This window comes from Haloferax sp. Atlit-4N, from assembly GCF_003383025.1.
Classification (GTDB): domain Archaea; phylum Halobacteriota; class Halobacteria; order Halobacteriales; family Haloferacaceae; genus Haloferax; species Haloferax gibbonsii.
On sequence record NZ_PSYY01000001.1, the window covers coordinates 152,304 to 178,892 of the forward strand.

Sequence of the window (26,589 nt, forward strand, 5' to 3'; positions counted from 1 at the left end):
TTGTCGCGTTCTCGAATTCTATATCGCGATATTCAGTTTATTATTTATACTTGGTTCGCAGCCCTCCGAGCCTCCCGCGGTTCTTGAGGTCGAATCGGCCGTTCCTTTTTATTCGCTCGCGCGACGAATAGTCGGGTATGGCTGACGAGACACAGCCGACGGTGGGAATGACGGTGTATGCGGAGGACGGAACCGAACTCGGGAGCATCCGCGGCTTCGACGACGACGGCTTCTTCGTGACGACCCGCGACGGACTCACCGGGATGTCCGTCGAACACGAGCGCGCCGGCCACGAGTTCGGCGAGGCCGAGTTGATGTGGCGGTGCAGCGACTGCGGCGAGATGGGTGATATCGACGGACTGCCCGACGCCTGTCCGAACTGCGGCGCCGAGCGCGAGAAACTCTACTACTGGACCGAGGACTGAGAGGCCGCCCTCGATTCGACCGCCGCGCCCGCGAAACTCGCCATTTTTGTCGTCCGCTGAGTACGGGTAGCCATGCGAATTCTCGTCTTCGGCGCGGGCAGTCTGGGCACGCTCGTCGGCGGCCTCCTCGCGCCGGTCCACGACGTGACGCTCGTCGCCCGCGACCCGCACGCAGCGCGGGTGTCGACGGCCGGTCTCGACATCGTCGGTGCCGAGTCGACGCACGTCTCGCCCGCGGCAACGACGACCGAGACGGGCCACAGCGCGGACCTCGCGCTCGTCACCGTCAAATCGTTCGACACCGCGGCGGCGGCCGACGCGCTCGCCGACTGCGACGTGGGTGCGGTGCTATCGCTCCAAAACGGGCTCACCGAGGAGATGCTCGCCTCTCGTCTCGACGCGCCCGTCCTCGCGGGAACGGCGACCTACGGTGCTCGGCTCGTCGAACCGGGTCGCGTCGAGTGTACCGGGGTCGGCCGGGTCGTCCTGGGCGCACTCGACGGCGGTCCCGACCCGCTCGCCGAGCGCGTCGGCAAGGCGTTCCGGGTCGCGGGGCTCAACACGCTCGTCGCCGCAGACATGCCGAGGCGGCGCTGGGAGAAACTCGCGGTCAACGCCGGCATCAACGCGGTCACCGCGCTCTCGCGGGTCGAAAACGGCGCGCTCGCGGGGGACGACGCCCACGACCTCGCACACCGGGCCGCCCGCGAGACGGCTCGAGTCGCCCGATTGGAGCGCGTGTCGCTCCCGAATCGCGTCGCCCGCGAGGCGGTCGACCGGGTGGTCGAAAAGACCGCCGCGAACCGCTCGTCGATGCTGCAGGACGTCGAGGCCGGAAAGCGGACCGAGGTCGACGCCATCAACGGTGCGGTCGTCGATATCGCCGCCGAACACGGCTTCGAGGTGCCGACGAACCGAACGCTCGCGGCGTTGCTCCGGGCGTGGGAGCGCGGAGAAGGGATACGCTAAGAGTAGACTCGGGGTCGGTCGCTATTCGAGGTAGCCGAGGTCGCGCAGGCGGTCCTGCGTCTCGTCGTCCATCTGGTCCACTGAATCGTCCGACACGTCGGTGTCGAGCGCGTCGGTCCACGCGCCGCCGATGGCGTCTTCGAACGCCGCGAGGGCGGCCTCCGTCTCGGCGACCGCCTCGTCGTCCGAATCGACGACGTTCTCGGTCTCTTCGGGGTCGACGTCGATTCGGTAGGCCTCGTCGGGGACGCGGTCGATTCGGACGTACTTGGCGTCGGCCCGCCGCGCCGCCCGCATCCGCGAGTAGAACCGCGAGTCCTCGGGGAGTTCGATGCCGGCGCTCGCGGCCTTCTCCTCTAACTGCTTGAGTTCGACCACGGGACGGGAGTACTCGACGAACGCGTACTCGCCGTCTCGGCGCTGGCCGGGGTCGTCGTTCGCCGCCCGCGCGAACTCCCGGTAGTCGGCCGACAGGAGCGAGCGCGTGCGGTCGAGACCGACCGCGTCGTCGCCGGGGCTCGCGGGTTCGCCGCCCTCGACGCCGAGCGAGTCGAGGACCGTGTGATAGAGGTCGACCAGTTCGACCTGGTCGTCGCGTCGCCCCGCGCCGAGGTCGGGGTGTTTGACCATGAGCGGGACGTTGATGAGCGGGTCGTACAGGCAGAACTCGTGGCCGTAGAGGCCGTGTTCGCCGTGGAGTTCGCCGTGGTCGGCGCAGACGACGACCATGGTGTCGTCCCAGCGGCCGGTCTCTTTCAGGTGGTCGAACAGCCGGGTGAGTTGGTCGTCGATGTGGGCGATTTCGGCGTCGTAGAGCCCGCGGATGTCCTCCCACTCGTCGTCGTCGATCTCGTAGGCTCCGGCGTTGTACTCCTTGGAGTTCTGGCAGACGTCGGTCGAATCGACGCCGGGCGCGAAGCGCTCTTTGTACTCCTCGGGCGGGTGGTACGGCAGGTGCGCGTCCATGAGGTTGACGAACGCGAAGAACTCCTCGGAGTCGTCGATGAAGTCGATGGTCTGGTCGATGACGGCGGGCGTCTTCGAGTCCGCGCCCTCGCCGCCGGCGAGGTACTCGTGGGCGGTGTTGCCGAGGCTGACGAGCTTATCGGCGAGCGTCCGGAGCGCGTCGCTGTCGTTCATCGTCTTCCACGCCTTCGCCAGCGGGCCCGACAGGAACTCGCCGGGCATGACCTCGAAGAAGTTGTCCTGGTCGGCGAAGCCGTCGGTCAGATGCGTGTACGGCGTTATCCACGCGTTCGAGGAGTAACAGGCGGTGTCGTAGCCGGCCGCCGAGAGCGTCTCGGCGAGGGTCGTCGCGCCTTCGAGGTAGGGGTTCTCCTGGTCGGCCCCGTGTTGGCTCGGGTACATCCCGGTGAAAAGCGAGGCGTGGACCGGGAGCGTCCACGGCGCGGGCGCGACGGCCTGCTCGAAGACGGTCGCCTCGTCGGCGAATCGGTCGAGCCCCGGCGTCGTCGGGCGGTCGTAGCCGTACGGCGTGAGGTGGTCCTTCCGGACCGTGTCCATGACGACGAAGAGGACGTTCTCGGGCGACTCGGCAGTCATACCCGAGGGTGGGGAGTAGTCGCCGATAAAACTCCTGTTCTCGGCCGACGACGGGACGAAAACGTCCGAAACGCCGACTTAGAACGGGGCCTGCGGGCCCTGGTCGTCTTCGATGTCGGTCGTGTCGTCGCTGGTGTCGCCGGGGAACGACGGGCTACCGCCGCGGCTGTCGCCGTCCATACCGCCGTCGTCGCCCATGCCGGTGTCGGCGTGGACTTCGTTGATCTCGGGAATCTCCTTGACCATGCGGGTCTTGATGGCCTGGATAGTCATCGGGGAGATACCGCACCCGGAGCAAGCGCCACCGAGGAGAACGGTGACCTCGCCGGTCTCGCGGTCGAGGTCGCGGATGGCCGCGCTGCCGCCGTGCATCTGGATCTGCGGGAAGTTCCGACGGAGGAAGTTCACGACACGCTCTTTGAGGTCGTCCTCGCCGTCCTGCGTCTCCGTGCTCATGCACGCGGCTTCGAGGTGAACGTGCTTAGGCCTTTGGTTCGGGGTTACGCCTCGACGCCGAACACCCGCCGAAGCTCGCCTTCGATCTCGTCGACGTAGCGGTCGAGGACGGCGTCGAGCTCGCCGTCGTCGATTTCGACCGCCGTCAATCGCTCGGCGGGGTTCTCGGGGAGCCGCACGGAGAAGTCGCCGTCCTCGTAGAACGGCTCGGACTCGTTGAGAATCTGCTGGTCGACCCCGTGGATGAGCGACGAGTCGAACTCGTCGTTCATCGTCTCGAAGGCGTTCTTGTACGCGCGCTGGAGTTCGGGGAAGTAGTTGGCGTACTTGTCCTCGAACTTCTCGGGGTCGAAGTCGGTCATACCCGGAGCTTTCGCGCTCCCGGCAAAAAATCGGACGGTTGTTGGCTGGTGTTTCAGATTCTGTATAGCAGAGTGTGATTTATTACGGGTCGTCTCCCGAACAGCGATTCCGCTCTCAGTGCGTCTCAAATGCGAAAAATCGAGCGACGCGAGGCGTCACTCGATGAGCGGGCTGTCCACGCGCGCGGCGGAGAGTTCGCTCGCCGCGAAGATGGACACGATCTCGGTTATCAGTTCGTCGTACGACTCGTCGTCCTCGCGCAGCGCGTCGAGTCGCTCGACGGTTCGACGGTCCAGTTCGACCGTCTCTGTCTGTACCTCCGGTTCGTAGCCGACCGGGTAGTCGTATTCGGCCTCGTTCGAGTTGGCAGTCGCCATCGTTCACCCCACTCCGGCATGCGTGCCGGTGCCATGTCATACACAACCATCCGATATGAGGATTTCGCGGATTTTCGCGGATTTCGCGCCCAAAACCGAACGCGAATCTGGTTTGGCGTCGGTTCGTCACTCCTCCGATTCCGAAATATAAATCATATTCTGCTATATTGAATAGTGTTCGAGAGCGAATCAGGGAGTCATAGCCAGTGTATTGAGTTGTTTAAGGACAAACGATTTTATACTCGAACGATTGTCGAACACTGTCTACATGACCGAATATACACTCAAACACGAGTCAAAAATCTCTAATCGTGGTCAATCTAGCAATTCCCAATCGTTGTGCCGCCCGATTCGCCGCGGTTGCGGGCCGCACGAGCCAGACCGGTCGCGCTCCCACGAGGTGTCCGCGCCCCCGTGACGTACGACCGCCGCATTCTCATCGACGCGCTGGCGCACAGGCCGTTGCTCCGGCGGATGGTCCGGCCGCTCGTCGCAGTCGCGGCGTTCGTCGTCGCCGGCGTCGGCGGGTTCAGCGCCCTCGCCGGCGCGTCCCTCGTCGACGCGGCGTTCTGGCTTTTCGACCCGACCAGCATCGAACTCCACTACCAGACGCACGAGGGGCCGGCGACGCTCGTCAAGGCGTACGCCATCGTGATTCTCACCGGCCTCATCGGTACCGGGCTGTGGGCCGGCGAGACGTTCGTCTCCGCGGCCTTCGGCGGGCAGATACGCGAGGAACTCGACCAGATGAAACTCCAACGAGAGATAGCGGAACTCGAATCGCACGTGGTCGTCTGCGGCTACGGAACCTTCGGGAAGACGGTGGCGGCGCGGCTCCGCGAGATGGGCCGCGACGTGGTCGTCGTCGAGAGCAAGGAGGCGCAGTACCAGCGCGCGCTCGACGCGGACCTGCTCGCGGTCGACGGCGACGCCCGTCGCGAGGACAGGCTCATCGACGCGGGCGTCGAACGCGCCGCGACGGTCGTCGGCGCGATAGACGACTCCAAGGAGAACATCCAAATCGCTATCGCGGCGAGCCGGTTGTCTCCCGACGCCAAACTCGTCGTCCGCGCGGGCGACCAGATGGACGAGGCGCTCGCGCGCCGCGCCGGTGCCGACGAAGTCGTCGTCCCGGAAATCGTGAGCGGCGAGCAGGTCTGTTCGGACCTCTGAGCCGCCGCGCCGACTCCGCCTCCCCGCCTGCTATTTGTTCACAGCGCACGCAGCTATCGTATGTCGACCGACGAGCCCCGCTACGACGACGAGGGCGTCCTGAAGAAGAAAGACTACAAACGCGAGTTGAATCGGCTACAGGAGGAACTGGTGAAACTCCAGTACTGGATAAAGGAACACGACCTCAGGGTTTGTGTCGTCTTCGAGGGGCGAGACGCCGCGGGGAAAGGCGGCGTCATCAAGCGCATCACCCGCCGGCTCAACCCTCGTGTCGCGCGGGTCGTCGCGCTCGGCAAACCCACGGAGCGCGAACGGGGGCAGTGGTACTTCCAGCGGTACGTCGAACAGCTCCCGACCGAGGGCGAGATGGTGCTTTTCGACCGGAGTTGGTACAACCGCGCGGGGGTCGAGCGGGTGATGGGCTTCTGTACCGACGAGGAGTACGAGGAGTTCCTGCGGACCTGCCCCGAGTTCGAGCGGATGCTCGTCCGCTCGGGCATCGTCCTCGTCAAGTACTGGTTCTCCATCAGCGACGAGGAGCAGGAACGGCGCTTCCAGCGGCGAAACGAGGACCCGAAGCGCCGCTGGAAGCTCAGTCCGATGGACCTCGAGGCGCGCTCGCGGTGGGCCGACTACTCGGAGGCCAAAGACCGGATGTTCGAACACACCGATACCGACGACGCTCCGTGGCACGTCGTCAACGCGGACGTGAAGCGCCACGCGCGACTCAACTGCATCTCGCATCTGCTGGAGCAAATCGACTACGAGGACCTGACGCCCGACCCCATCGAACTCCCGTCCCGACAGGACGACACCGGACACGAGCGCCCGCCAATCGACAGTCAAAACTGGGTTCCGGCGAGGTTCGGTGAGAATCCGGTTGACGACTGAGCGCCGCCCTCGTCGCCGGCGGAGTGGCGTTTCAGTCGTCGCCGCCGTCGCCGTCGTCGGCGTCTCCCAACTGCTCGCCGACGATGCGGTCGGCCTCGGCGATGAACGCCTCGACTTCGCCCTTCGGAATCGTCGCGCCCGCGGCCACGTCGTGGCCGCCGCCGTCGCCGCCGACCGACCGCGACGCCTCGCGCATGACCGCCGAGAGGTCCAAGCCGTCTCGGACCATCACGTACGACCCGCGCGAGGAGACTTTCACCTCGCCCTCCTCGGTGTCGGCGAACGCGAGGACCGGAATCCCGTTCCGGGTCGCGTTGGTGCCGACGGCCATTCCGGCGACGATGCCGACGATGGTCTCGCGTATCTCGTCGCCCGCGTCGAGCCACTGGAGGTTGTCCTCGACGCGGACGCCGTGTTCTTTCACCCACTGGAGGCCGTTCGAGAGGTTCTTGCGGTGGTTCCGAAGGAGCCTGCGCGCCCGGTCGAGCGCCGCGTCGCGTTCGCCGAGACAGACCGCGAGGCCCACGTCGGCGCGGTCGTAGCGCGCGGTCGCGTTCAGGAGCGTCGAGAACTCGCTCACGTCGCGGAGTTCGGTTCCCTCCTGCTCCCGAGAGAGCACGTAGGTCGTCCCCACGAGGTCGTCGATGCGGGAGGCGGGCACGCCGCTGGCGATGGCGCGGCGAATCAGGGCGCTGGCGAGCGTCTGGCGCTCGTCGCCGGTGAGGTCGACCCACCGCTTCCACTCCCCGTCGTCGTCGCGGCAGGGAACGTCGAGTTCGGTCAGGAACTCGATGGCTCCGGCCTCGTTGTTCGAGATGCCGGGGATGCGAACGTCGGTCGCGTACTGGAGCAGTTTCGGGAGCGCGCGGGTCTGGCGGCCGTAGATGCGGAGGTCGGTCCCCTCCTCGACGACGCCGGCCTCGACGCCCTCGTCGACGATGCCCGCGTTGGCCCCGCGGAGTTCGCCGTTCGTGTCCTGCATGTCGCCGACCGCGCCGACGACGGCGAGGGCGGCGAGGTCGCGGTTGTCTCGACCGTCGGGTTCGAGCGCCCGCGCGAGGACGTAGCTCGCGCCCGCGCCGGAGAGTTCGCTCGCGCCGTTGAGGCCGAACCGAAGCGGGTTGAGGTGGTGTTCGGTCTCGACGCCCTCGGCGGGCTGGTGGTGGTCGGCGATGACGGGGTGGAAGTCGCCCGCCGCCTCGTACTCCGCGACGATATCGAGTTGGCCGCTGCCGAAGTCCGTGAACAGCACGGTGTCGTAGTCGGTCGCCGCGATGTCGGCGACGGCGGCCTCGTCGAGTTGGCGGCAGAACACCGTCTCGAAGGGGATTTCGGCGCGTTCGAGCGCGGTCGAGGCGATGCCGGCGCTCGTCAACCCGTCGGCGTCGATGTGCGAGGCGAGGAGCACCCGGTCGGCGTCGCGGAGGCGGTCCGCGCAGGCCGCCGCGTGCTCGGCGAGTTCGGGGACGGGTCCGTCCATTGGTGTGGTACTCACGCCCTCTCCGGCATAAACGCTGGCAGTTCGGGCGCGGAACCCCTTCGTTTCCACTCCAGTTCGACGGCGAACATGTGTCGTGGTTGCCGCGGTTCGGTATAAGAAGGCTCGCCCGCGGAGCGCGGGACCGGTCGACCGCGACGCCGGTCAGATTCGCCGTCTGACGACGAACAGGAGGACGGTCGCGAGCACCGTCGAACCGGCGACGAGCGCCCAGCCGGCCCCGTAGCCCGTCGACTCCACGACGAAGCCGAAAAGCGGCGGGGCGACGAGGCCGCCGACGTTGAGTGCGGTCTGGCCGCCGGCGGTCGCCGCGCCGATGTCGCCGTCGTCGACGACGCCGCTCAGACAGGAGTAGAAGACGCCGGTCGAGCCGTGGATGGTGAGGCCGAGCGCGACGAAGACGGCGATGGTGAGCGCGAACGAGCCGCCGGTTCCGACGAGGAGCGAAAAGAGCGCGACCGCGCCGGCCAGTTGGACGAGCGCGACGGTGGCCGCGCCGCGGGCCCCACCGAGCCGGTCCGCGAGGCTCCCCGCGCCGATGCGGCCGACGCTTCCGGTCACCTGCGTCGCCGCGAGGACGCCCCCCGCGAGGGCGGGGCCGGTCCCGACCACGTCCTGCACGTACAGGACGGTGTAGCCGAGCATCGAGAAGATGGACGCGCCGATGAACAGTCCGGCGGCGACGAGCGCGACGTAGGCGCGGTTGTCGCCGAGGCCGGCGAGCCGGGGTCGTTCGAGCCGGCCGGTTCCCGGGTTCCCGCGGTAGCGCGTCGCGAAGACGAGCGCGTAGCCGGCGGCGAAGACGCCGATTGCCCAGAACCCCACCTGCCACGCCGCGACGACGGCGACGCCGGTGACGACGAGCGACGACGCCCCGCTACCGAGGGTGACGCCGACCTGTTTCAGCCCCATGGCGAGGTTCTTGCTCCCGGCGGGCGCGGCCGCGACGATGCCGCGGTTCGACGCCGGCATCGCGGTCGAGTACGCCGCCCCGAGGAGCGCCACCGTCACCAACAACAGGAGGTACGACGGCGGCGCGAACGTGACGCCGACGAGCGCGACCGCGAGCGCCAACAGCCCGACGACCATGACGGGCTTTTCGCCGTAGCCGTCGACGGCCGCACCGCTGGGGAACAGAAACACCGTGTAGCCGAGCAGGCCGGCGGTCAGAAAGAGACCGACCAGCGACTCGGAGACCGAAAACGCGTCGCGGACGAATCCGGTCGCCGCGAAGATGGCGTAGTAACAGAGGCTCGCGGCGGTCTGCCAGCCGGCGACCGAGCCGACGGCGCGCCACGAGCCGTCTCTCGTCTCGGCTTCCGTCACGCCGCTCCCTCGCTTCCCGTCACGTCACTCGTGGTACGTCGGCGCGGCCGTCTCGACCGCGGCCACCGCGAGCGCCTCGAACGTCGCCTCGTCGGGGACGACGGTCACGTCGATGCCGTGGGACGCCGCGGTGTCGCGGGTCGGCGGCCCGATTGCGCCGACCACGGCGTCGTTCAGGCCGGCGATGGCCTCCTCTCGGATACCCCGCTCCGCGGCGGCGTCGAGGAAGTGTTCGACCGTGAGCGACGAGGTGAAGAGGGCGGCTTCGAGGTCGCCGGCGGCGGCCAGTTCGGCCGATTTTCCGGCTCCCTCGGGGCGGACGAGTCGGTAGAGCACCGTCTCGTGGACGTCCGCGCCCGCGTCGCGCAGGCCGTCGGTGAGGACGGGACTGCCGTGGTCGCTCCGGGCGACTTCGACCGTCGCGCCGTCCACGTCGGGGGCGAGGTGTTCGACCAGTCCGGCCGAGGTGTACTCGTCGGGGACGCGGTCGACCGTCCAACCTGCGTCGCGGGCGGCGTCGGCGGTCGCGGGGCCGATGCAGCACAGCACCGCGTCGCCGGGTTCCCAGCCGTCGGCGGCGAGGAGTTCGACGCCGGTCTTGCTCGTCAGGACGACGAACTCGCCGGCCTCGGGCGTCGCGCCCGTCGGCTCGATTGCGAGCATCGGGTCGGGGACCGGGGTCGCGCCGAGCGAGTCGAGGAGTTCGACGGCGCGCTCGATGCGGTCGTCGTCGGGGCGGAAGACGGCCGCGCGGACCTGCTGGCTCATTCGTCTCCTCCCGAACCTCCCGCGGTCGCGTCAGTCTCGGCGATGGCGTCCGCGCCGCCGCCCTGCAGGAACTGCTTCACGCGGTCGCGGGTCGCGGCGACCTCGCCGATGACGGTAATCGCGGGCGGTTCGATGTCGGCCTCGTCGCGCACGTCGACGACGGTGTCGAGCGTGCCGGTGGCGACGCGCATGTCGGGCCACGTGGCCCGCTCGATGAGGGCGACGGGCGTGTCGCCGTCCATCCCCGCCTCGCGGAGTTCGGCGGTGTACAGCGGGAGTTTGCCGACGCCCATGAGCACGACGAGCGTCCCGCCGGTCGCGGCGAGCGCGTCCCAGTCGACCGCGGACTCGTCTTTCGTCGGGTCCTCGTGGCCGGTGACGAACGACACCGACGAGACGTGGTCGCGGTGCGTGACGGGGATGCCCGCCGCGCCGGCCCCGGCGACCGCCGAGGTGATGCCCGGCACGACTTCGAAGGGAACCCCGTTGTCGGCGAGGTGTTCCATCTCCTCGCCGCCGCGGCCGAAGACGAACGGGTCGCCGCCCTTCAGGCGCACCACGTCCTTTCCCTCGCGGGCGAGTTCGACGAGTCGGTTGTTCGTGTACTCCTGTGGAGTCCACTCGCCGCCGGCGCGCTTGCCCACGTCCTCGCGCTTCTCGGCCGGAATCATCCCGAGAATTTCCGGTCCGGGGAGCTTGTCGTGGAGGACCACGTCTGCCTCGTCGATGAGGCGGGCGGCCTTCATCGTCAGCAGTTCCGGGTCGCCCGGGCCGCTGCCGACGAGGTGGACCGTGCCGACGCCGTCGCCGTCGGTCGCGTCGCCGTTCGACTGCGCTCCGGCCGACCGTTCCTCCGCCGTCCCGGGTTCCGCGTCGTCGGCCGTCATCTCACTCCTCGGCCTCCTCGCGGGCGGCGTCGACTAACTGGCCGGCACCGCGGTCGCGCAGGGCCGCCGCGAACTCGCGGGCGGCGTTAGCGTGGTTGCCGACGGGGAGGTCCCGGGAGGTCTTGATGGACTCCGAGCCGTCGGTCGCGAGCACCTGCACGTCGACGTGGACGTGCTCGCCCTGCAGGAGGGCGTGGACCCCGACCGGGGCGATACAGCCGCCGCCGAGTTCGGCGAGGATGGTCCGCTCGACGGTCGTCTCGACGCGGGTCCGCGGGTGGTCGAGCTTGTCGTGGATGAGGTCGATGACCTCCGAGTCCGCGGCGGTCACGGCGATGGCTCCCTGTCCGGGCGCGGGGACGAACGTCGTCCGCGGCAGGCGCTCGTAGTTCACCTTCTCCGAGAGCCCGCTGCGCTTGAGTCCCGCTTCCGCGAGGACGATGGCGTCGTACTCGGTTTCGACCTTCCGACCGAGCGCCTGCCGTTCGAGCTCGGTGAGCCCCTCGAACCACTCGTCTGCGGTCTCGTCGAACGCCTCCTCGTGGTCGGTCTTGCCCTTCTTGGCCTGTCGCTCTTCGTCGTTTTCGACGCGGGCCTCGTGTTCGCGCTGGAGGTGCGTCGCCAGCAGTTTCTCGATGCGGGTGTCGACGTTGCCCCGGAGCGGTTCGACTTCGAGGTCGTCGCGGTAGTTCAGCAGTTGGGCCTGCCGGCGGAGCGACGACGTGCCGACGACGGCTCCCTCCGGGAGGTCGTCGATGTCGTGGCCCTCGGCCGTGACGAGCACGTCGCCGGCGGGCGCGCGCTCGGGAACGCCCGCGACGACGAGGTCGGCGGGCTTCTCGGTCGGCATGTCCTTCATCGAGTGGACCGCGGCGTCGACCTCGCCGTCGAGGACGCGCTCGTCGAGCGCGCGGACGAACGCGCCGGTCTTGCCCAGTCGGTGGATGAGTTCGTCCTGAATCCGGTCGCCCGTGGTCTCGACTTCGACGAGTTCGACGTCGAGTCGGCGGCCCGCGAGCGCCCCCTGCACGCCCGCGGCCTGCGCGCGAGCGAGCGCCGACCCTCGCGTCGCCAAGCGAAGTGTTGTAGTCATACGCGTCAGTCCGGTCCCCGCGTTGAAAAGCCCACCAGTTCGCTCCCGCGCGCCGGGTCGAATCCGAACGGAAGACCGATACAGTCCCCGCGCGACGACCCGGACGATGCCCGCCCTCGATTCGGCCGTCCGGCAGGTCGGCGACTTCGTCGTCGTCGCGCTCCTCCTGTTCGGCCTGACCTCGGTCGTCGCGCCCCTCGACCTGCTCCTCTCGGCGCTCGGCGTCGAAGCTCCGCGGTTCGCCGGCCTCGCCGCGGCCGCGCTCGTCGCACTCGCGCTCCTCCTCGCGCGCCCGCTCCGCCTCCGCCTCGTCGCCCGCGTCTGGGGTATCGGCCTCGTCGTGACCGCGCTCTGGATTCCGCTGTTGGTCCTCCTCGAACTCCAGGGGAACCCGGTCGGCATCCTCGTCTCGTGGGCGGTCTGTCTCGGCGTCGGCGTCGCCCTGACCTACCCGCCGCTGTGGCGGGCGGCCGAGGCGCGACTGCGGGCCGAGTGAGTCGCGCTCGCGCCGGGTCGCAGTCGCGGCGAGCGGCCCTCGTTCGCGCGGCCGACTCGCGTTCGTGTCGAAGTGCCGAACAGTTATCCGCCTTCGCGGCGACGCCTCCGACGTGAACAGGCCCCTCCGTCTCGCGCTCACCTTCGGCGTCGCGTTCGTCGTCGCGCTCCCGCTCGGATTCATCTTCGCGCCGGACCCGACGGGGGTCGTCCCGCTTTTCCTCACCGTCGGACTGGCCGCCGTCTTCGGACTCCCGGCGTACCTCGGGCTCTCTCGGGCGATAGCGTCGTAAAAAATTCGTCGAGGTCGCAGGGCGGGACGCGCCTACAGCGCTCGCTTGTACGCTTCCAGCGTCTCCTCGATGTCCTCGTCGGTGTGGGCGTAGGAGACGAACTGCGATTCGAACTGGTTCGCCGTGAGGAACACGCCCTGGTCTTTCATCTCCTGCCAGAAGACGCGCTCCCAGCGGTCGGTCTCCGCCCTCGACACGTCCGCGCCGGTCTTCGGGCAGGCGTCGTAGTTGGGACACGACTCGACCTGCGCACAGCCGTCGGCGCAGGCGTCGGCGCGCTCGGCCGTCCCGTGGCGCGTGAACACCGTCTTGAACATCGAGTCCGTGCCGACGACGGTGTACTCGGGTGCCTGGTCTTCGAGGATGTCCGTGATGCCCGACCGAAGCTTCTCGCCGAGGCGGTCGACGTGTCCGTACACGTCGTTTTCGGCGGCGTACTTCAGGTACTCGTGGCCCGCGGCCATCGTGACCGGGTGGCCCGAGAAGGTGCCCGACTGGAACACGTCGCCGCCGGGGGTGAACTGCTCGACGAGCTCGGCCTTCCCGCCGACCGCGCCGACGGGGAAGCCGCCGCCGATAATCTTCCCGAACGTCGTGAGGTCGGGCGTGACGCCGAACTTGCCCTGCGCGCACTGGAGGCCGCCGACGCGGAAGCCGGTGATGACCTCGTCGAAGATGAGGAGCGCGCCGTGTTCTTCGGTCACGTCGCGGAGGGCTTCGAGGTAGCCGTCAACCGGGTGGACGATGCCCGTGTTCGCCAGAATCGGTTCTGTCAGCACCGCCGCGATGTCCTCGCCGTGTTCCTCGAACACCTCGCGGACCGTCTCCTCGTCGTTGAACGGGACGGGGATGGTGTGCTCGGCGAACGAGGAGGGGATGCCGGGGGTCGAGGGCTTCGCGTTCCCGGGGCCGCCCTCGACGAGCGTGGACTCCTGTGCGCCGTGGTAGCCGCCCTGCATGACGACGATTTTGTCGCGGCCGGTGACGCCGCGGGCGAGGCGGACCGCCGAGACGGTCGCCTCCGTGCCGGAGTTGACGAACCGCAGCATCTCGACGGAGGGGACGTGTCGCGCGACGAACTCGGCGTGTTCGACCTCGATTTCGGTCGGCGCGCCGTACATCGGCCCGGCCGCGGCGTGCTTCTGGACCGCCGACTGGACGGGTTCGGGGGCGTCGTGGCCGTAGAGGAGCGGCCCGTAGCCAAGCACGTAGTCGACGTAGCGGTTCCCGTCGGCGTCGATGACGTGCGCGCCGTCGCCGCGCTCGACGAAGAACGGGTACGGTTGCGTCGCCCGGACCGAGGAGTTCACGCCGCCCGCGAGCACGGACAGCGCGCGGTCGTACAGCGCCCTTGACTCGTCGTGGTTCATGCGCGCCGGTTCGACCGCTCGCGGGAAAGACCTTACTGGGTCGGCCGCACCTGCCACCGACGAACCAGTAGACGACACGGCCGGCATGAACTGTCCGGCGTCGGGACTGCGGCGACCTACCGAGACCTACCGCGCCGTCCCGTCGGCGGCGGCGTCAGCGCCGTCGGCGTCGCCGGCGTCCTCGACCGACCCGGCCAAGAGGAGTCCGACCGCGTCGTTGAGCGCGTGGATGCAGGCGAGCGCGACCACGTCGCGCACGAGGAGGTACATAATCGTCGTCAGGAGCGCGGGGACGGCGATTCTGGCGACCGCGCCGCGCTCCCAGCCGACGGCGTGGCTCGCGGTGAACGCGGCGAACGAGACGCCGCCCGCGAGAAGCGGGCTCCCGGTGAGTTCGAGGAGTCGCTCGACGGCGTAGCCGTGGAACAGCACCTGCTCCGTGACGCCGGCGGTCCCGGCCACGAAGAGTCGGTGTCTGACCGACAGCGAGGCCAGTCCGGTCATCCCCTCGTCGAGGCCGCCCACGCCGAGTCGGTCGAAGACGGGCGTCGTCACCGCGTTCGCGGCGAACAGGAGGAAGACGCCGCCGCCGACCACCGCGACGAACGCGAGGGGGTCCAGCGAGCGGCCGGTCATCGAGGACAGCGGTCGCCCCTCGACGACGAGGACGTAGCCGCACAGGAGGGCGAAGACGGCCCACTTGTTCGCGTCGCTGACGAGGAGGTCGGCGCGGAGGTCGTCGGGTTCGGAGAGGTACCGGTCGGAGAGCAGTCCGGCGACTGCCATTCCGAACAGCGCGACGGCGAGTCCGCCGAGGTCCGCGACAGTCACCACGTGGAGCCACCGCTCATCGTCACGACGCTCGGTGCGGAGCGGAAAAACGGTTTCGCGTGGGTTCGGCTCTCGCCCCGCGAGGGGCCACCGGTACGTTCGACCGAACCGATATAACCCCGTCGCCGGTCGGAGCGACGGGCGAGGGGACGGTACGAGAACCGCCGACAGAGAACGAGCGGCTCAGACCGCGTCGCGTCCGGTCTTGCCGGTGCGGACTTGGACGGCGCTCTCGACGGGGAAGGTGAACACCTTTCCGTCGCCTTTCTCGCCCGTGTGGGCGGCGTCGGCGATGGCGTCGACCACGTCGTCGGCCGGGATGTCGGCGACGACGCACTCGACTTTGACCTTCTGGTGGAGGTCGACGGTGTACTCCTCGCCGCGCCACTGGCTCTTTTTCGCGGGCTGAGAGCCGCGGCCGGAGACGTTGGTGACGGTCAGCGACGGCGCGCCGATTTCGGCGAGCGCGGTCTTCACGTCGGAGAGCTTGTCGGGGCGGATGACGGCCATGACGAGCTTGATGTCGCCGTCGTTCGGAAGGTCGGAATCACTCATGACTCAGTCCTCCCGGCCCGTCGTCATGAATCCATCCCCGCTCGGGACGCCGGAGCCGTCGGTGCGGATGCCGGTGTCGGCGTCGGGCGACCCGAACTCGGGGTAGGTGTCGACGCCGTGTTCGGCCGTGTCGAGTCCCTCGCGCTCGTGGTCCGAGGAGACGCGGACCTGTCCGACGGCGCGGAAGCCGCCGAAGACGAGCGCGGTCGCAGCGAACGTCCAGACGGCGATGACGCCGACGCCGACGACCTGCGGGACGGCGAGCGAGACGAAGGACGCGCCGTCGTGCCACAGCGGGACGGCGAATACGGGGTAGAGGAGCGCACCGAGGATGCCCGCGGAACCGTGAACGGGGAAGACCGCGCACACGTCGTCGATGCGGAGGCGCTTTTCGACGAACTCGAAGACGACCGGGAGCTGTGCGCCGGCGAGGAGGCCGACGACAAGCGCGCCCGGCCAGACGATGTCGTCCGCGATGGCGGTGACGCCGACGAGTCCGGCGAGGAGGCCGTTTGCGACGTAGAGCGTGTCGACCTTACCGGTCTTGTACATGGCGACGCCGCCAGCGCCGATTGCGCCGGCGGCCATGCCGAGGGTCGTCACGAGGGCGACGCGGCCAACGAAGGCGAACGAGCCGAGCGTGACCGCGCCGTCGGCGTACGCGAGGGGCGCGGCGGCGGTGCCGACGTTGAAGCCGTACCAGCCGAACGCGAGGATGAGCGTGCCGAGGACGGCGAACGTGATGGAGTGTCCGGGGATGACGTTCGCCGTGCCGTCGGGCTTGAAGCGGTTCATGCGCGGGCCGATAATCCACGCCGCGGTGAGGCCGGCGATGCCGCCCATGCCGTGGACGATCATGCCGCCCGCGAAGTCGTGGAAGCCGAGGGCGTCGAGGAAGCCGCCGCCCCAGGTGAAGCCGACGACGACGGGGTAGATGACGCCCGCGATGAGGATGGTGTACGTGAGGTACGCCCGGAGCCGGGCGCGGCCCGCCACGGCACCGGAGACGATGGTGGCGGCGGTCATGGCGAAGACGGCTCCGAACAGCCAGTCGACCCACGCCGTCGTCGCCGAGGCGTCGGGCGCGTAGAGGCTCATGAACGCGCCGGTGATGTCCAGCGCGGAGCCGCTGGTGAGGGCGGCGACGATGGACGACACCGCCGCGCCGAGCAGGAAGAACACGATGACGCCGATACTCCACGTCAGCAGGTTCTTGGTCAGTTGGTTGGCGACGTTCTTCGCGCGGACCTGCCCGGCTTCGAGCATGGCGAAGCCGGCGTGCATGAAGAAGATGAGGAACGTGACCGTGAGGACCCACACGAGGTTCACGCCCTCGACGACCGAAGCGAGGTCGGCCTGCAGGGGTGTCAACATACGATGCCTCCGGCGAACAGTTCGAGCTGTGAAGTTGGACAGTCGTTCATATTGGTGCTCGATTCGCGACCGAATGTCTCGCGAACCATGAGAGATGCTATCTACAGACGTTCATATAACGGTTCGCGTTGACAAATGCCCACAAAAAGGCGTTCTGAGAGACGTATGTCCGATATAGGATGATGTATGTGTTGTATAAGGACGTAAGGCTAGCACTCAGTAAACAAATGTTGCCACGTAACCCTACGAACGTAGTGTAGGATTAGTAATAGGAATAGTTCGGGGCGTTCATCGAACCCCAGTCGGGTGCGCACTCACGCGGGCCGCGGCGGGAGTGGCAAACAGAGACGTCGAGCCGGTTTCGGTCGCAGGTGCGCGCTCAGACTGCCGGGTTGCCCTCCTTGCCGGTGCGGACTTGGACGGCGCTCTCGACGGGGAGGACGAACACCTTTCCGTCGCCTTTCTCGCCCGTGTGGGCGGACTCAGCGATGGCCTCGACCACGTCGTCGACGGGAATATCGGCGACGACGCACTCGACTTTGACCTTCTGGTGGAGGTCGACGGTGTACTCCTCGCCGCGCCACTGGCCCTTCTTCGCGGGCTGAGAGCCGCGGCCGGAGACGTTGGTGACGGTCAGCGACGGCGCGCCCGCCTCGGCGAGCGCGGTCTTCACGTCGGAGAGCTTGTCGGGGCGGATGATGGCCATCACCATCTTGATTCCCTGTTCTTCGTCGCTCATTGGCTGTCACCTCCGTTGGCTTCGACAGCTTCGTCTTCCTCGACGCCGCCGTCGGTGCGCACGTTGCTGCCGCCGTCGGTCGCCGTGGGCGAGCCGAGCGCGCCGTCGGGACCGGCGTCGCCGACGAATTCGGGGTAGACCGAGACGCCGTGTTCGCCGACGTCGAGGCCTTCGACTTCCTCTTCTTCCGAGACGCGGAGGCCGAAGGCGGCGTCCGCGATGGCGAAGACGACCGCCGAGGCGAGGATGGTCCACGCGGCGATGACGACCACGCCGATGACCTGCATCACGAGCTGCGTGCCGGAGAAGCCGCTCACCGCGAAGACGGGAATGAGTGCCGTGCCGACCGCGCCCGCGACGCCGTGGACGGCGAAGACGCCACACACGTCGTCGATTTTGAGCGAGTCGACGGTCCAGCGGTACGCCGGCAGGACGATTGCGCCGCCGAGCGCGCCGAGGATGAGGCCGCCCCACCACGTGACGTGGGGGACGGCGCCGGTGACTGCGACGAGACCGGCGAGCAGGCCGTTGGCCATCCAGAGGGGGTCGGGCTTGCCCTGGTAGCTCGTCGAGACGATCATCGCGGCGACCGCGCCGGCGCCCATGCCGAGGGTCGTCACGAGGGCGACGCGACCGAGCGCGGCACCCATGAACTCCAGACCGCCGCTTTCGGTGGTCGCGAGGACCGTCGCCTGCGTGCCGACGTTGAAGCCGTACCAGCCGAACGCGAGGATGAGCGTGCCGAGGACGGCGAGCAGCATCGAGTGGCCCGGGATGGGCTGGCTGTCGCCGTTGGCGTCGAAGCGGCCCTTACGCGGGCCGACCATCTTCGCGCCGACGAGGCCGGCGATGCCGCCGCACATGTGGACGACGGTCGCACCGGCGAAGTCGAGGTAGCCGACGCCGAGGGCGGCACCGATGTAACCGCTCCCCGAGAGGAGGCCACCGGACCACGTCATGCCCTGCACGACGGGGTAGATGAACCCGGTGATGGTGGCCGCGAAGACGATGTACGCGCGGAAGTCCATGCGTTCTGCGACCGCGCCGGAGACGATGGTGGCGGCGGTCATGGCGAAGACGGCCCCGAAGAGCCAGTCAATCCACGCGCCGGAGTCGCCGATGTACGAGAACGCGGCGGCGACGTCGAAGCCGCCGGGCGACGTGAGGCCGCCGACGATTGTCGCGACCCCCGCGCCGACGAGGAAGTAGACGAGCACGCCGAGCGCCCAGTCGGTCATGTTCTTCATCAGTACGTTGCCCACGTTCTTCGCGCGTACCTGCCCTGCCTCTAAGAGCGCGAAGCCCGGCTGCATGAAGAAGATGAGGAACGAGACGACGAGGATCCAGACGTAGTTGACCCCCTGTGCGATAACGCTCGGGTCGACCTGCAGTGGAATCACGACTGCCCACCCCATGCGGCCACGAGTGACCGTTCAGCTACTTTTGCTCCGTATCCGTGTGGATTCTGGTGCTTCATCACGGTTCGGCTTCATGGTGAGTTAGTACATAAAGTGTGGGGTTGATTTTGTCAAATTTAGTGGGGTGTAATACCACAACTGCACAAAATAGGCTAGAATATTACGCATATAAGGTTGTATATCGTCCAAGGATTTTGAGATTCTCGGAACTTCTGTGGACGAACGTTCAGGAAAATGTTGCCTGACAAGTGTGTTTTGGCCGTGCGCACCGCGGTATCGTGTCACGTAGTTCGGAGTTCGAATTGGCGGGTTCGGGGCGCTCGACTCGGTCGCCGACGCCTCAGTCGAGCTGCCGCGCCACGCGCTCTGCGAAGTACGTGATGATGAGGTCCGCGCCCGCCCGCTTCATCGACAGGAGCGACTCGTGAGCGACCCCGTCGAGGTCCAACCAGCCCTTCTCGGCGGCGGCGTGGAGCATCGCGTACTCGCCGGAGACGTTGTAGGCGGCGACCGGGTGGTCGTAGCCCTCGCGGATGGCGCGGACGATGTCGAGATACGGCAGGCCCGGTTTGACCATCAGCACGTCAGCGCCCTGTTCCACGTCGAGCGCGACCTCGCGCAGCGCCTCGCGGGCGTTCGCGGGGTCCATCTGGTAGTGCCGGCGGTCGCCGAAGGCCGGCGCGCCGTCGGCCGCGTCGCGGAAGGGTCCGTAGAAGGCGCTCTCGTACTTGGCGGCGTAGGACATGATGGGCACCTCGTCGCGGCCGGCGTCGTCGAGGGCGGCGCGAATCGCGCCGACCATCCCGTCCATCGAGGCCGAGGGGGCGACCATGTCAGCGCCCGCTTCGGCGTGGGAGACGGCCGTCTCCGCGAGCAGGTCGAGTGTCGGCCCGTTTTCGACCGTCAGCGTCGGGTCGTCCTCGGCGTGGTCCTCCAGCACTCCGCAGTGGCCGTGGTCGGTGTACTCGCAGAGACACACGTCGGTGATGACGTAGGCGTCGGTCTCGGCGGTGATGGCTCGGACTGCCTCCTGTACGACTCCGTCTCTCGCGTACGCGCGCGACCCGTCGGCGTCTTTCGACTCGGGGATGCCGAAGACGATGACGGCCTCGACGCCCGCCTCGCGGACCTCGGCGACGCGGTCGGCGGCCTCGTCGACCGGTACGCGCTCGTGTCCCGGCATGGACTCGATGGGGACGCGCTCGTCGGTCGTCGCGTCCACGAAGACTGGCGCGACGAGGTCCGTCGCGTCGAGGGTCGTCTCCGAGACGAGCGGGCGAATCCCGTCGGTTCGAAGCCTGCGGGGACGGTCGGTGAACTCCATACGCCGAGTTCGGCTGGCGGCGGCAAAATGCCGTCGCTCCCGTCGCTTCGCGCCGGGTTATCCAACCCATAATGAACACGGTATCGCTCGAACCGCGCACACGACATGAGCGCCTTCACCGCCCAACTCCCGGACGTCCTTCGGGAGCTCCTCGCTTCCGACCTCGCTCTCGTCGCCCTCTTTTTCGTGTTCGTGCTGGAGGGTGCGATGCTCCTCTACGTCGCGCCGAGCGAACTCCTCGTGCCCGGGGCGCTGGTGCTGGTCGGGGAACGGCTGTTGGTCCCGATTCTCGCCGTCGCCGTTCTCGGCGCGACGGTCGGTCAGGTCGCGCTGTTCTCGGTCGCCAAGCGGGGCGGCCGCGAGTACCTCCTCTCGCGGTCGTGGTTCCGCGTCGGCGAGGACTCGCTCGACCGGTTCGACGGCTGGTTCGACCGCTGGGGGTCGGTCGTCGTCCCGCTGAGCAACGCGATGCTGTTCACGCGCGGGATGCTCACCGTTCCGGCCGGTCTCTCGGGTATGTCGACGAAGCGGTTCGTCGTCCTCTCGGCAACCGGAACCGTCGCGTTCGAGAGCGCGCTCGCGGCGCTGTACGTGTTCGGCGGACAGGTCCTCGCGTGACGGTCTCTCCGGCGCGGGCAACGCCCGGCGTCGCGGGGTAGGAAGGCGTTAGTGGAGGGACACCTGCTGACCGGCCGCTACTTTGTTCGATTAATGTCGAGTTTTTCCTTTAGGGCGGCGAGTTCCTCGGATTCGGCGAGTTCCTCGACCCGCTTGCGGAAGTGTCGCTCGCAGAGACCGACCTTAATGTGGTCCTTCTCCGCGGCGTATGCGGCCTCACGGTCGCAGTAGTGACACTGCATATCCCCCCTTCAGTTCCGATAGGATTTAACTCTACGCCCCACGGCACGTTCGGCGTTATTCACGGACTAACACGGTTAGAGGCCGTCTACCGCGGCGGCGAATCGGGCGAAGTCCGCCTCCGGCGGCCCGGCGCGGCCGAGGGTTTCGTCGTGGGCGTCGCTCCCGCCCGTGGCGAGCAGGTCGTAGCGTTCGATGGCCTCGTCAACGAGGGCGCGGTCGACCGCGAAGCCGTAGGGGTAGTAGCGTTCGACGGCGTCGAGGTCGGCACAGAGTTCGAGCGCGCCCGCCGGGTCGCGGTAGCGGAACGGGTGCGCGAGGCCGACCACGTCGCAGGCGTCTCGGAGGGCCGCCACGCCGTCGTCGAACGTCGGGAGTTCGCGCGGGACGTAACAGGGACCGTCCGCGCCGATGAGTTCGTCGAACGCACCTTGGTAGTCGTAGGGAGCGTCGCTGGCGTCGATAGCGCGGGCGACGTGCGGCCGACCGACTCCGTCGTGGATGTCGATGTCGAGGCGGACTCCGGTCTCGGCTTCGACCGCCGCGACGATTTCGCGGGCGCGCTCCACGCGGTTTCGCTGGAGGCGCTCGACCGTCTCGACGAGGGCGGGTCGCTCCCTGAGCCCGTAGCCGAGGAGGTCGACCCGACGGTCACCCGCGTCGACGCGCAGCTCGATGCCCCGAACGATAGTCACGCCGTCGCGTTCGGTAACCGGGGCGTCGAGGTCCGGGTGGTAGCGGTCGTGGTCCGTCACGGCCACCACCTCGACCCCGCCCGCGCGGGCCGCGTCGGGAAGCGCGTCGATAGTGAGCCGGCCGTCCGAGGCGGTCGTGTGGAGATGGAGGTCCGCGACCGGCGGGCTGTCGTCCATGCCACGTGGTCGGGGCGAGGGAGAGACAAACGTTGCGCCCAGTATATCATTAAGGACGATTAAGGACTGCAAGGGCACTAATCAAATACATGGAAAATCATTAAGAATGATGACGACACAGCTGTGGGTGTAATGCGCCTGAACGGACTCGGCGACGCCATCGATCGCCACGAATACCCGATTAGCTCGACCGACTTCGCCCAACGCCACGGCGACGAAGTAATCGAGCTCCAGAACGGTCAGGAGACCGTCGCACAGATCCTGGCCCGTCTCGGCGACGAGACGTACACGTGCCCGCAGGACGTGCGGGACGCCCTCTTCACCGGCGTCGGCCACGAGGCAATCGGTCGTCGATACTACAGCGACCGCGACCCGTCCCCGCTCGGTGAGAACGGGCCCGAGATGGTCTCGTTCTGAGGCCGGCTCTCGTCCCGTCTCGATTTTTTCCTTTCTGACTGCGACCCGCGAGCCGTCGGCTCGGGGTCGGATTCGGATTCGGCGTACTCGACCGCGCGCCCGCGATGGGCTCGGTCCACGACCGGTCAGAACGAACGTCAGTCAGCGAGCCACGGCAGGTCCACCGGGACCGACCCCTTCGAGTAGCCTTCGACCTGTCCCGACGGGCGGAGCCGGAAGACCACCGCGGGTCGGTGCCGCACGTCGGGCTTCTCGCCCATGATGGCGGACCAGTCGTCGTCGGGGAACGACGAGCAGTCGACGAACAGCGTCACGCCGCCGCCGTGTTCGGCGAGTTGGCCCTCGCCGTTGGTCTTGGTCTGTGCCGTGTCGCGAATCGCGGCGATTGGGTTGCTCACGGAGCGCCGGTTCGGCGGGAGCGGCCGCGTCACCTCGATGAGCGCGCCGCCCGCGGGGGTGTTCTCCGCGCGGAAGTCGATGGAGTGGCCGGTCGTCACGGCGATTTCGGGCGTGATGTCGTACCCCGCCTCGTCGAGGAGGTACGCCACGTCGAACTCGCCCATCGCCGCGGCCATCCGTATCGGGTCGAAGTACTCCGAGGTGCCGAGCTTTCCGGCCATGACCTCGCGGTACTCGTCGAGGACGCCCGTGGCGAAGAACGACTCGTAGAACTCCAGGGCCTCCTCGCGGGTCGCGTCCGGGAAGCCCGCCGCGTGGTCGTAGAAGAACTCGCGGGTCGTCTCGCGGCCGTCCTTCGAGAGGAACACCGGGAGGAAGAACCACGAGAGGTGCGGATAGGGCTTCAGCCACGGCGACTGGTCGAACAGCTCGGCGATGAGTTCGCGCTGGGCCCACCGAGAGACCTCGAAGGGAGCCTCGTCGAAGCCCTCCTTGTCGGTCCGCCACAGCGAACTCGGCGTCTCGGTGTTGCCTATCCAGTAGGCGTGGTCGTCGGTCCACGCGAAGAGGGCGGTGTCGCCGTTGTCCATGTCGAACCGACGGGCCTCGTACCCCTCGGGCGGTGCGTACCACGGTGCACCCATCTCTGCGCCGAGGTTGGCGTCGAGCGGCTGGAAGATGTCGCGGGTGATGCGCGAGTCGTCCCAGCGTCCGGGGGCGTAACGAAAGCGAAGCGGGCGTGCCACACACGGTGTAGTTCGGCGATTGTTTTTACCCTTTCCTGCCGCGGGGCCCGTTTTCACCGGTGCCCTCCCCCTTCTGTCCCCGGTTCCGCCGAGTATCACGATTGTGAATCTCTCCGATAGCTATATGTGGCACACACCCACATGGTAAGTCGAACCATGTCAATGGGGGCATACGACGAAGCCGAACACGAACGCCGCGAGCGGATGACGAGCCAGGTCGAACCCGGGACCGACGACGACCGGAAGACCTACCGCGGGAGTGTCGAGTACGACTCCGGCGACTCGACCGATGCGCTACTCGAACAGTTCAAGCGGATGAAGTCCGACGACTGACCCGTAACCTCTCCTGTTCCTGCGTACCTCACGTCCTCGTCAGCGCCGCGGCCGTCACCGACACGACGGTCACGGCGACGACGTGCCCGCCGACCGCGAAGAGGAGCACCGGCTGGTCGGCGATGAACGGGAGCAACAGCATCTGCGCGACCGCGAAGCCGACGTTCAGGAGGTTCACCCGCCTGACCGTCCCGGCGGTCGGGCCGTCGAACCGGTAGCGGACCGCACCCCAGAGACCCACGACGGCCGCCCACCACGACGTGCCGATTCGGTAACAGAGGTCCCAGAGGACGAGCAGCGTCAGGTAGACGACCACGACCGGCGGTTCGGGGCCGAACAGCGTCGTCATGAGCGGCGTCCCCGGCTGTTGCGGGTCGAAGACGAACAGGTGCGTCACGAGCGCGACGAACGCGAGCACGCCGAGGACGACCTCGATGCTCGACCCGAAAAGCAGGCGTCGATAGGGCGCGGGCACCCTCGCGGCGCGGGTCCACTCGCCCATGCGGAGCATCACGACGCTCCCCGCGGCCGCGACGACGATGGCCGCGGTGCCCGCGACCGCCGCGGCCCACAGGTCGTACACCCACGCGAAGACGAGCACGGCGACCTCGAAGACGGCGATTTGGAGGGCGATAGCGCCCGCCTCGCCGATTCTCACGCCCGGGAGCGCGCCGACGATGCTCTCGTACACCCACGTCTCGCCGTACTCCGGGGCGTCGTTCATATCCCGGCCCTACGGCCCCGCGGTATATCAATCGCCGCCGCGCTCAGGGCGCGCGGGTGGGCGGTTCGAGTCCCGCTCACGTCGGGCTTGTCGACGTCGGTTCGACGGCTCGCTCCCGAATCTCGCGCTCCTCGCGGAGCGCCCGCTCGACCGCGGCGTCGAACGGCGTCTCGTCCACCTCGACGATGTCGCGGATGCGGTCGTCGCCGACGACGACGGGGTTTTTCAGCCCCTCGATGAGCGGTCGGGCGACGCCCGTGTCCACGTCGGTCACGAGGCCGATCCAGTACGACGAGAGCCGCGGCGTCAACACGGGCACGGCGACGATTCGGGGCGCGTGGCCCAACTGCGCGCCGACGCGCTGGAGCATCTCCCGGTAGGTGAGCACGTCCGGGCCGCCGATTTCGTAGGTCTCGCCCGTCGTCTCGGGGTGGTCGAGGACGCCCGCGAGGTAGGCGACAACGTCGGTGATGGCGATGGGTTGACACCGCGTTTCGACCCACTGCGGCGTCACCATGACCGGGAGGCGCTTGGCGAGTTGGCGCACCATCTCGAAGCTCGCGCTCCCCGCGCCGACGATGATGGCCGCCCGGAGGGTCGTCAGTTCGGGCGACCCCGACGCGAGGATGTGTTCGACCTCGCGGCGCGACCGAAGGTGCGGCGAGAGCTGGTCGCGGTCCTCGCCGAGACCGCCGAGGTAGACGATTCGTCCGACTCCGGCGGACTCGGCGGCGTCGACGAAGTTGCGGGCGGCGAGGCGGTCGCGCGCCTCGAAGTCGCCGCCGGAGTGCATCGAGTGGATGAGGTAGTACGCCGCGTCGACGCCCGCCATCGCGGGGGCGACCGTCGCCGGTTCGAAGATGTCGCCTTCGACCACGTCCACGCCCGGCGGACCGTCGTAGCGCGCCGCGTCGCGGACGAAGACGACCACGTCGTGGCCGGCGTCGAGGAGGAGGGGAACGAGGTGCCGGCCGACGAACCCGGTCGCACCGGTCACGAGCACTTTCATGCTGTTCGATAACGCCGCGCACGATGTTAACGTATCGCCCGTCGACCCGACCGCGGTCCGTCCGCCCCCGTCGCTCGCCACCCGCGGTTCAGTCGTCGCGGCGAACCGCGTCCCAGCCGGGGGTTTCCGGCGCGCCGCGAGCGACTTCGACCTCGTCGGGGTCGGGTGCCTCGTCGGCCGCGCTCCCGAGACGACCGGCGACCGCGTCCCACGCCGCGACGGCTTCGCCCGCCCACGACTCGCTTTCGAGCGTCTTCGCACGCGCTCGCGAGGCGCGGTCGTCGTCGACCTCGGTCGACCCGGGGTGCGACCCGACCGCGACGCCGACGAACTCCGCGCGGTCCTCCGGGGTCAGGTCGCGGGTTTTGAGGTGCTCGATGGTCCCCGCCAACCGCTCGGGCTCCGGGTGGACGAACACCTTCGCGCCGAGGGCGTGTGGGCCGAGGAGCAGGCCGTGGAGGTCGTCCGGGGGCGCGTCGTCGAGCAGACGCTCGCCGCCGTGGTGTCGCTCGACGCGCTCGCACTCGGTCTCCTGTCCGAGGACGAGGTTGTGGCCCGGATACTCGGAGCACTCGTCGGGATAGAACTCGGTGTCGTGGATGCGGCACTGGAGGGTTTCGGGGTCGAGAAACGCGCAGGCGCGGAGCCACGTCCGCTCCAGTCCGAACGGCGCGACGGGCTTCGGCGGCTTGCGCATGCCGACGAAGAACGCCGGCTTCCCGGCGATTGCGGCGACTTCGACGCCGTCGATTTCGACGCCCTCGCCCGGCGACGCCTCCCACAGCCGCGGGGTGAGGACGTCACCCAGTCCGGCCTCGACGAAGTCCCGAATCTCGTCGCGGGTCAGCGGGACGAGGTTGTAGGTGTCGTCGAGCGGCGCGCGCGGCCCGCGGCGCTCGTGGTCGAGCGCGACCGGCGCGACCGGTCGCCAGTCGATACAGCAGCCCGCACAGCCTTCGCAGTCGACGCGCATGCCACGAAAGTTATACGCCAGCCGACAAGAAGCTCCCGGCGGGTCGGTCGTGTCGGCCGATTACGCGCCC

At 68.2% G+C, this 26,589-nt stretch carries 31 protein-coding genes; 9 read left to right on the forward strand and 22 right to left on the reverse strand.

What is annotated here, in order from left to right:
* Positions 1-137 precede the first annotated feature (137 nt).
* Positions 138-425, forward strand: coding sequence for a rubredoxin-like domain-containing protein (locus C5C07_RS00705; RefSeq protein ID WP_115804375.1), 288 nt, complete (start codon positions 138-140; stop codon positions 423-425).
* Positions 426-497: 72 nt separating this feature from the next.
* Positions 498-1,394 (forward strand): ketopantoate reductase family protein, encoded by an 897-nt coding sequence (locus C5C07_RS00710; RefSeq protein ID WP_115804376.1) that lies wholly within the window; start codon positions 498-500, stop codon positions 1,392-1,394.
* A gap of 21 nt (positions 1,395-1,415) precedes the next feature.
* Here the strand turns inward: C5C07_RS00710 and C5C07_RS00715 are convergent, their stop codons facing one another.
* The 4 genes from C5C07_RS00715 to C5C07_RS00730 form a co-directional block, all read right to left on the reverse strand.
* Positions 1,416-2,957 carry a sulfatase gene (locus tag C5C07_RS00715; RefSeq protein WP_050458429.1) on the reverse strand — a complete coding sequence of 514 codons (1,542 nt, stop codon included), beginning with the start codon at positions 2,955-2,957 and terminating at the stop codon, positions 1,416-1,418.
* A 78-nt stretch (positions 2,958-3,035) separates the two neighbouring features.
* Entirely contained in the window at positions 3,036-3,413 is a 378-nt protein-coding gene (locus tag C5C07_RS00720) for a NifU family protein (RefSeq protein WP_115804377.1), read from the reverse strand.
* Positions 3,414-3,457: 44 nt separating this feature from the next.
* On the reverse strand, positions 3,458-3,775 hold the full coding sequence (locus C5C07_RS00725) for a DUF5783 family protein (protein WP_050458431.1): 318 nt from the start codon (positions 3,773-3,775) through the stop codon (positions 3,458-3,460).
* 156 nt (positions 3,776-3,931) lie between these two features.
* The gene (locus C5C07_RS00730) at positions 3,932-4,153 is read right to left on the reverse strand and encodes a hypothetical protein (protein WP_115804378.1); all 222 of its coding nucleotides are present in this window, start codon (positions 4,151-4,153) and stop codon (positions 3,932-3,934) included.
* A gap of 414 nt (positions 4,154-4,567) precedes the next feature.
* Between C5C07_RS00730 and C5C07_RS00735 the strand changes: the two genes are divergently transcribed.
* Together C5C07_RS00735 and ppk2 are read left to right on the forward strand one after the other, a co-directional pair.
* Positions 4,568-5,326, forward strand: coding sequence for a TrkA family potassium uptake protein (locus tag C5C07_RS00735; RefSeq protein WP_199522715.1), 759 nt, complete (start codon positions 4,568-4,570; stop codon positions 5,324-5,326).
* A 60-nt stretch (positions 5,327-5,386) separates the two neighbouring features.
* A complete protein-coding gene (gene ppk2 / locus C5C07_RS00740; protein WP_004973970.1) occupies positions 5,387-6,217 on the forward strand; it encodes a polyphosphate kinase 2 in 831 nt (276 codons plus the stop codon).
* A 31-nt stretch (positions 6,218-6,248) separates the two neighbouring features.
* On the opposite strand, the gene C5C07_RS00745 is transcribed toward ppk2, so the two are convergent.
* From C5C07_RS00745 to hemC, 5 genes are all read right to left on the reverse strand, one after another.
* Positions 6,249-7,697, reverse strand: coding sequence for a DHH family phosphoesterase (locus tag C5C07_RS00745; protein ID WP_115804379.1), 1,449 nt, complete (start codon positions 7,695-7,697; stop codon positions 6,249-6,251).
* A 162-nt stretch (positions 7,698-7,859) separates the two neighbouring features.
* The gene (locus C5C07_RS00750) at positions 7,860-9,041 is read right to left on the reverse strand and encodes an MFS transporter (protein WP_050458434.1); all 1,182 of its coding nucleotides are present in this window, start codon (positions 9,039-9,041) and stop codon (positions 7,860-7,862) included.
* A 24-nt stretch (positions 9,042-9,065) separates the two neighbouring features.
* Positions 9,066-9,809, reverse strand: coding sequence for a uroporphyrinogen-III synthase (locus C5C07_RS00755; protein ID WP_004973967.1), 744 nt, complete (start codon positions 9,807-9,809; stop codon positions 9,066-9,068).
* Complete coding sequence (cobA, locus tag C5C07_RS00760) at positions 9,806-10,696, reverse strand: uroporphyrinogen-III C-methyltransferase (protein WP_115804380.1); 891 nt, start codon at positions 10,694-10,696, stop codon at positions 9,806-9,808. The genes C5C07_RS00755 and cobA overlap by 4 nt, the downstream gene beginning before the upstream one ends.
* 1 nt (position 10,697) lies before the next feature.
* Positions 10,698-11,771 carry a hydroxymethylbilane synthase gene (gene hemC, locus C5C07_RS00765; protein WP_004973965.1) on the reverse strand — a complete coding sequence of 358 codons (1,074 nt, stop codon included), beginning with the start codon at positions 11,769-11,771 and terminating at the stop codon, positions 10,698-10,700.
* 124 nt (positions 11,772-11,895) lie between these two features.
* Here hemC and C5C07_RS00770 point away from each other — a divergent pair, with 124 nt between their 5' ends.
* Both C5C07_RS00770 and C5C07_RS00775 read left to right on the forward strand, forming a co-directional pair.
* Positions 11,896-12,285, forward strand: coding sequence for a hypothetical protein (locus C5C07_RS00770; protein ID WP_004973964.1), 390 nt, complete (start codon positions 11,896-11,898; stop codon positions 12,283-12,285).
* A 112-nt stretch (positions 12,286-12,397) separates the two neighbouring features.
* Positions 12,398-12,577, forward strand: a complete 180-nt coding sequence (locus C5C07_RS00775) for a hypothetical protein (RefSeq protein ID WP_231608290.1) — start codon at positions 12,398-12,400, stop codon at positions 12,575-12,577.
* Between the two features lie 32 nt (positions 12,578-12,609).
* On the opposite strand, the gene C5C07_RS00780 is transcribed toward C5C07_RS00775, so the two are convergent.
* The 7 genes from C5C07_RS00780 to hemB all read right to left on the reverse strand — a co-directional run bounded on the left by C5C07_RS00780 (position 12,610) and on the right by hemB (position 20,188).
* On the reverse strand, positions 12,610-13,947 hold the full coding sequence (locus C5C07_RS00780; protein ID WP_115804381.1) for a glutamate-1-semialdehyde 2,1-aminomutase: 1,338 nt from the start codon (positions 13,945-13,947) through the stop codon (positions 12,610-12,612).
* 126 nt (positions 13,948-14,073) lie between these two features.
* Positions 14,074-14,781, reverse strand: a complete 708-nt coding sequence (locus tag C5C07_RS00785) for a type II CAAX prenyl endopeptidase Rce1 family protein (RefSeq protein WP_004973961.1) — start codon at positions 14,779-14,781, stop codon at positions 14,074-14,076.
* Positions 14,782-14,961: 180 nt separating this feature from the next.
* Positions 14,962-15,333, reverse strand: coding sequence for a P-II family nitrogen regulator (locus C5C07_RS21845; RefSeq protein WP_004973960.1), 372 nt, complete (start codon positions 15,331-15,333; stop codon positions 14,962-14,964).
* A gap of 3 nt (positions 15,334-15,336) precedes the next feature.
* On the reverse strand, positions 15,337-16,707 hold the full coding sequence (locus C5C07_RS00795; protein WP_050458439.1) for an ammonium transporter: 1,371 nt from the start codon (positions 16,705-16,707) through the stop codon (positions 15,337-15,339).
* 379 nt (positions 16,708-17,086) lie between these two features.
* On the reverse strand, positions 17,087-17,446 hold the full coding sequence (locus tag C5C07_RS00800; RefSeq protein ID WP_004973958.1) for a P-II family nitrogen regulator: 360 nt from the start codon (positions 17,444-17,446) through the stop codon (positions 17,087-17,089).
* Positions 17,443-18,861: an ammonium transporter gene (locus tag C5C07_RS00805; RefSeq protein WP_004973957.1), complete on the reverse strand. Its 1,419-nt coding sequence runs from the start codon at positions 18,859-18,861 to the stop codon at positions 17,443-17,445. Before C5C07_RS00805 ends, C5C07_RS00800 begins: the two co-directional genes overlap by 4 nt.
* Before the next feature lie 343 nt (positions 18,862-19,204).
* Positions 19,205-20,188 (reverse strand): porphobilinogen synthase, encoded by a 984-nt coding sequence (hemB, locus tag C5C07_RS00810; RefSeq protein WP_004973956.1) that lies wholly within the window; start codon positions 20,186-20,188, stop codon positions 19,205-19,207.
* Between the two features lie 105 nt (positions 20,189-20,293).
* Here hemB and C5C07_RS00815 point away from each other — a divergent pair, with 105 nt between their 5' ends.
* Positions 20,294-20,806, forward strand: a complete 513-nt coding sequence (locus tag C5C07_RS00815) for a DedA family protein (RefSeq protein ID WP_115804382.1) — start codon at positions 20,294-20,296, stop codon at positions 20,804-20,806.
* Between the two features lie 77 nt (positions 20,807-20,883).
* Here C5C07_RS00815 and C5C07_RS21515 read toward each other — a convergent pair whose 3' ends face one another.
* Positions 20,884-21,048 carry a DUF6757 family protein gene (locus tag C5C07_RS21515; RefSeq protein WP_004045157.1) on the reverse strand — a complete coding sequence of 55 codons (165 nt, stop codon included), beginning with the start codon at positions 21,046-21,048 and terminating at the stop codon, positions 20,884-20,886.
* Between the two features lie 75 nt (positions 21,049-21,123).
* On the reverse strand, positions 21,124-21,918 hold the full coding sequence (locus C5C07_RS00820) for a PHP domain-containing protein (protein WP_050458440.1): 795 nt from the start codon (positions 21,916-21,918) through the stop codon (positions 21,124-21,126).
* 132 nt (positions 21,919-22,050) lie between these two features.
* Here C5C07_RS00820 and C5C07_RS00825 point away from each other — a divergent pair, with 132 nt between their 5' ends.
* Positions 22,051-22,335: a hypothetical protein gene (locus C5C07_RS00825; RefSeq protein ID WP_004973953.1), complete on the forward strand. Its 285-nt coding sequence runs from the start codon at positions 22,051-22,053 to the stop codon at positions 22,333-22,335.
* Between the two features lie 137 nt (positions 22,336-22,472).
* Here C5C07_RS00825 and C5C07_RS00830 read toward each other — a convergent pair whose 3' ends face one another.
* The gene (locus C5C07_RS00830; protein WP_050458441.1) at positions 22,473-23,480 is read right to left on the reverse strand and encodes a DUF5784 family protein; all 1,008 of its coding nucleotides are present in this window, start codon (positions 23,478-23,480) and stop codon (positions 22,473-22,475) included.
* Positions 23,481-23,636: 156 nt separating this feature from the next.
* Here C5C07_RS00830 and C5C07_RS21520 point away from each other — a divergent pair, with 156 nt between their 5' ends.
* Positions 23,637-23,813, forward strand: coding sequence for a DUF5786 family protein (locus C5C07_RS21520; RefSeq protein ID WP_004968847.1), 177 nt, complete (start codon positions 23,637-23,639; stop codon positions 23,811-23,813).
* Between the two features lie 28 nt (positions 23,814-23,841).
* On the opposite strand, the gene C5C07_RS00835 is transcribed toward C5C07_RS21520, so the two are convergent.
* From C5C07_RS00835 to C5C07_RS00845, 3 genes are all read right to left on the reverse strand, one after another.
* A complete protein-coding gene (locus tag C5C07_RS00835) occupies positions 23,842-24,537 on the reverse strand; it encodes a hypothetical protein (RefSeq protein ID WP_004973951.1) in 696 nt (231 codons plus the stop codon).
* Between the two features lie 76 nt (positions 24,538-24,613).
* The gene (locus C5C07_RS00840; protein ID WP_115804383.1) at positions 24,614-25,546 is read right to left on the reverse strand and encodes an NAD(P)H-binding protein; all 933 of its coding nucleotides are present in this window, start codon (positions 25,544-25,546) and stop codon (positions 24,614-24,616) included.
* Between the two features lie 88 nt (positions 25,547-25,634).
* Positions 25,635-26,519 (reverse strand): YkgJ family cysteine cluster protein, encoded by an 885-nt coding sequence (locus C5C07_RS00845; RefSeq protein WP_115804384.1) that lies wholly within the window; start codon positions 26,517-26,519, stop codon positions 25,635-25,637.
* Positions 26,520-26,589 lie beyond the last annotated feature (70 nt).

What these genes read in the sequence shown, in the direction of transcription:
- C5C07_RS00715 (WP_050458429.1), bottom strand. Translation starts at nt 2,957, where the DNA reads ATGACTGCCGAGTCGCCCGAGAACGTCCTCTTCGTCGTCATGGACACG.
- C5C07_RS00840 (WP_115804383.1), bottom strand. Translation starts at nt 25,546, where the DNA reads ATGAAAGTGCTCGTGACCGGTGCGACCGGGTTCGTCGGCCGGCACCTC.
- C5C07_RS00800 (WP_004973958.1), bottom strand. Translation starts at nt 17,446, where the DNA reads ATGAGCGACGAAGAACAGGGAATCAAGATGGTGATGGCCATCATCCGC.
- C5C07_RS00720 (WP_115804377.1), bottom strand. Translation starts at nt 3,413, where the DNA reads ATGAGCACGGAGACGCAGGACGGCGAGGACGACCTCAAAGAGCGTGTC.
- C5C07_RS00705 (WP_115804375.1), top strand. Translation starts at nt 138, where the DNA reads ATGGCTGACGAGACACAGCCGACGGTGGGAATGACGGTGTATGCGGAG.
- hemB (WP_004973956.1), bottom strand. Translation starts at nt 20,188, where the DNA reads ATGGAGTTCACCGACCGTCCCCGCAGGCTTCGAACCGACGGGATTCGC.
- ppk2 (WP_004973970.1), top strand. Translation starts at nt 5,387, where the DNA reads ATGTCGACCGACGAGCCCCGCTACGACGACGAGGGCGTCCTGAAGAAG.
- cobA (WP_115804380.1), bottom strand. Translation starts at nt 10,696, where the DNA reads ATGACGGCCGACGACGCGGAACCCGGGACGGCGGAGGAACGGTCGGCC.
- C5C07_RS00730 (WP_115804378.1), bottom strand. Translation starts at nt 4,153, where the DNA reads ATGGCGACTGCCAACTCGAACGAGGCCGAATACGACTACCCGGTCGGC.
- C5C07_RS00835 (WP_004973951.1), bottom strand. Translation starts at nt 24,537, where the DNA reads ATGAACGACGCCCCGGAGTACGGCGAGACGTGGGTGTACGAGAGCATC.
- C5C07_RS00815 (WP_115804382.1), top strand. Translation starts at nt 20,294, where the DNA reads ATGAGCGCCTTCACCGCCCAACTCCCGGACGTCCTTCGGGAGCTCCTC.
- C5C07_RS21520 (WP_004968847.1), top strand. Translation starts at nt 23,637, where the DNA reads ATGTCAATGGGGGCATACGACGAAGCCGAACACGAACGCCGCGAGCGG.
- C5C07_RS00780 (WP_115804381.1), bottom strand. Translation starts at nt 13,947, where the DNA reads ATGAACCACGACGAGTCAAGGGCGCTGTACGACCGCGCGCTGTCCGTG.
- C5C07_RS00825 (WP_004973953.1), top strand. Translation starts at nt 22,051, where the DNA reads ATGCGCCTGAACGGACTCGGCGACGCCATCGATCGCCACGAATACCCG.
- C5C07_RS00805 (WP_004973957.1), bottom strand. Translation starts at nt 18,861, where the DNA reads ATGGGGTGGGCAGTCGTGATTCCACTGCAGGTCGACCCGAGCGTTATC.
- C5C07_RS00820 (WP_050458440.1), bottom strand. Translation starts at nt 21,918, where the DNA reads ATGGACGACAGCCCGCCGGTCGCGGACCTCCATCTCCACACGACCGCC.
- C5C07_RS00755 (WP_004973967.1), bottom strand. Translation starts at nt 9,809, where the DNA reads ATGAGCCAGCAGGTCCGCGCGGCCGTCTTCCGCCCCGACGACGACCGC.
- C5C07_RS00795 (WP_050458439.1), bottom strand. Translation starts at nt 16,707, where the DNA reads ATGTTGACACCCCTGCAGGCCGACCTCGCTTCGGTCGTCGAGGGCGTG.
- C5C07_RS00845 (WP_115804384.1), bottom strand. Translation starts at nt 26,519, where the DNA reads ATGCGCGTCGACTGCGAAGGCTGTGCGGGCTGCTGTATCGACTGGCGA.
- C5C07_RS00745 (WP_115804379.1), bottom strand. Translation starts at nt 7,697, where the DNA reads ATGGACGGACCCGTCCCCGAACTCGCCGAGCACGCGGCGGCCTGCGCG.
- C5C07_RS00725 (WP_050458431.1), bottom strand. Translation starts at nt 3,775, where the DNA reads ATGACCGACTTCGACCCCGAGAAGTTCGAGGACAAGTACGCCAACTAC.
- C5C07_RS00770 (WP_004973964.1), top strand. Translation starts at nt 11,896, where the DNA reads ATGCCCGCCCTCGATTCGGCCGTCCGGCAGGTCGGCGACTTCGTCGTC.
- C5C07_RS21515 (WP_004045157.1), bottom strand. Translation starts at nt 21,048, where the DNA reads ATGCAGTGTCACTACTGCGACCGTGAGGCCGCATACGCCGCGGAGAAG.
- C5C07_RS00710 (WP_115804376.1), top strand. Translation starts at nt 498, where the DNA reads ATGCGAATTCTCGTCTTCGGCGCGGGCAGTCTGGGCACGCTCGTCGGC.
- C5C07_RS21845 (WP_004973960.1), bottom strand. Translation starts at nt 15,333, where the DNA reads ATGAGTGATTCCGACCTTCCGAACGACGGCGACATCAAGCTCGTCATG.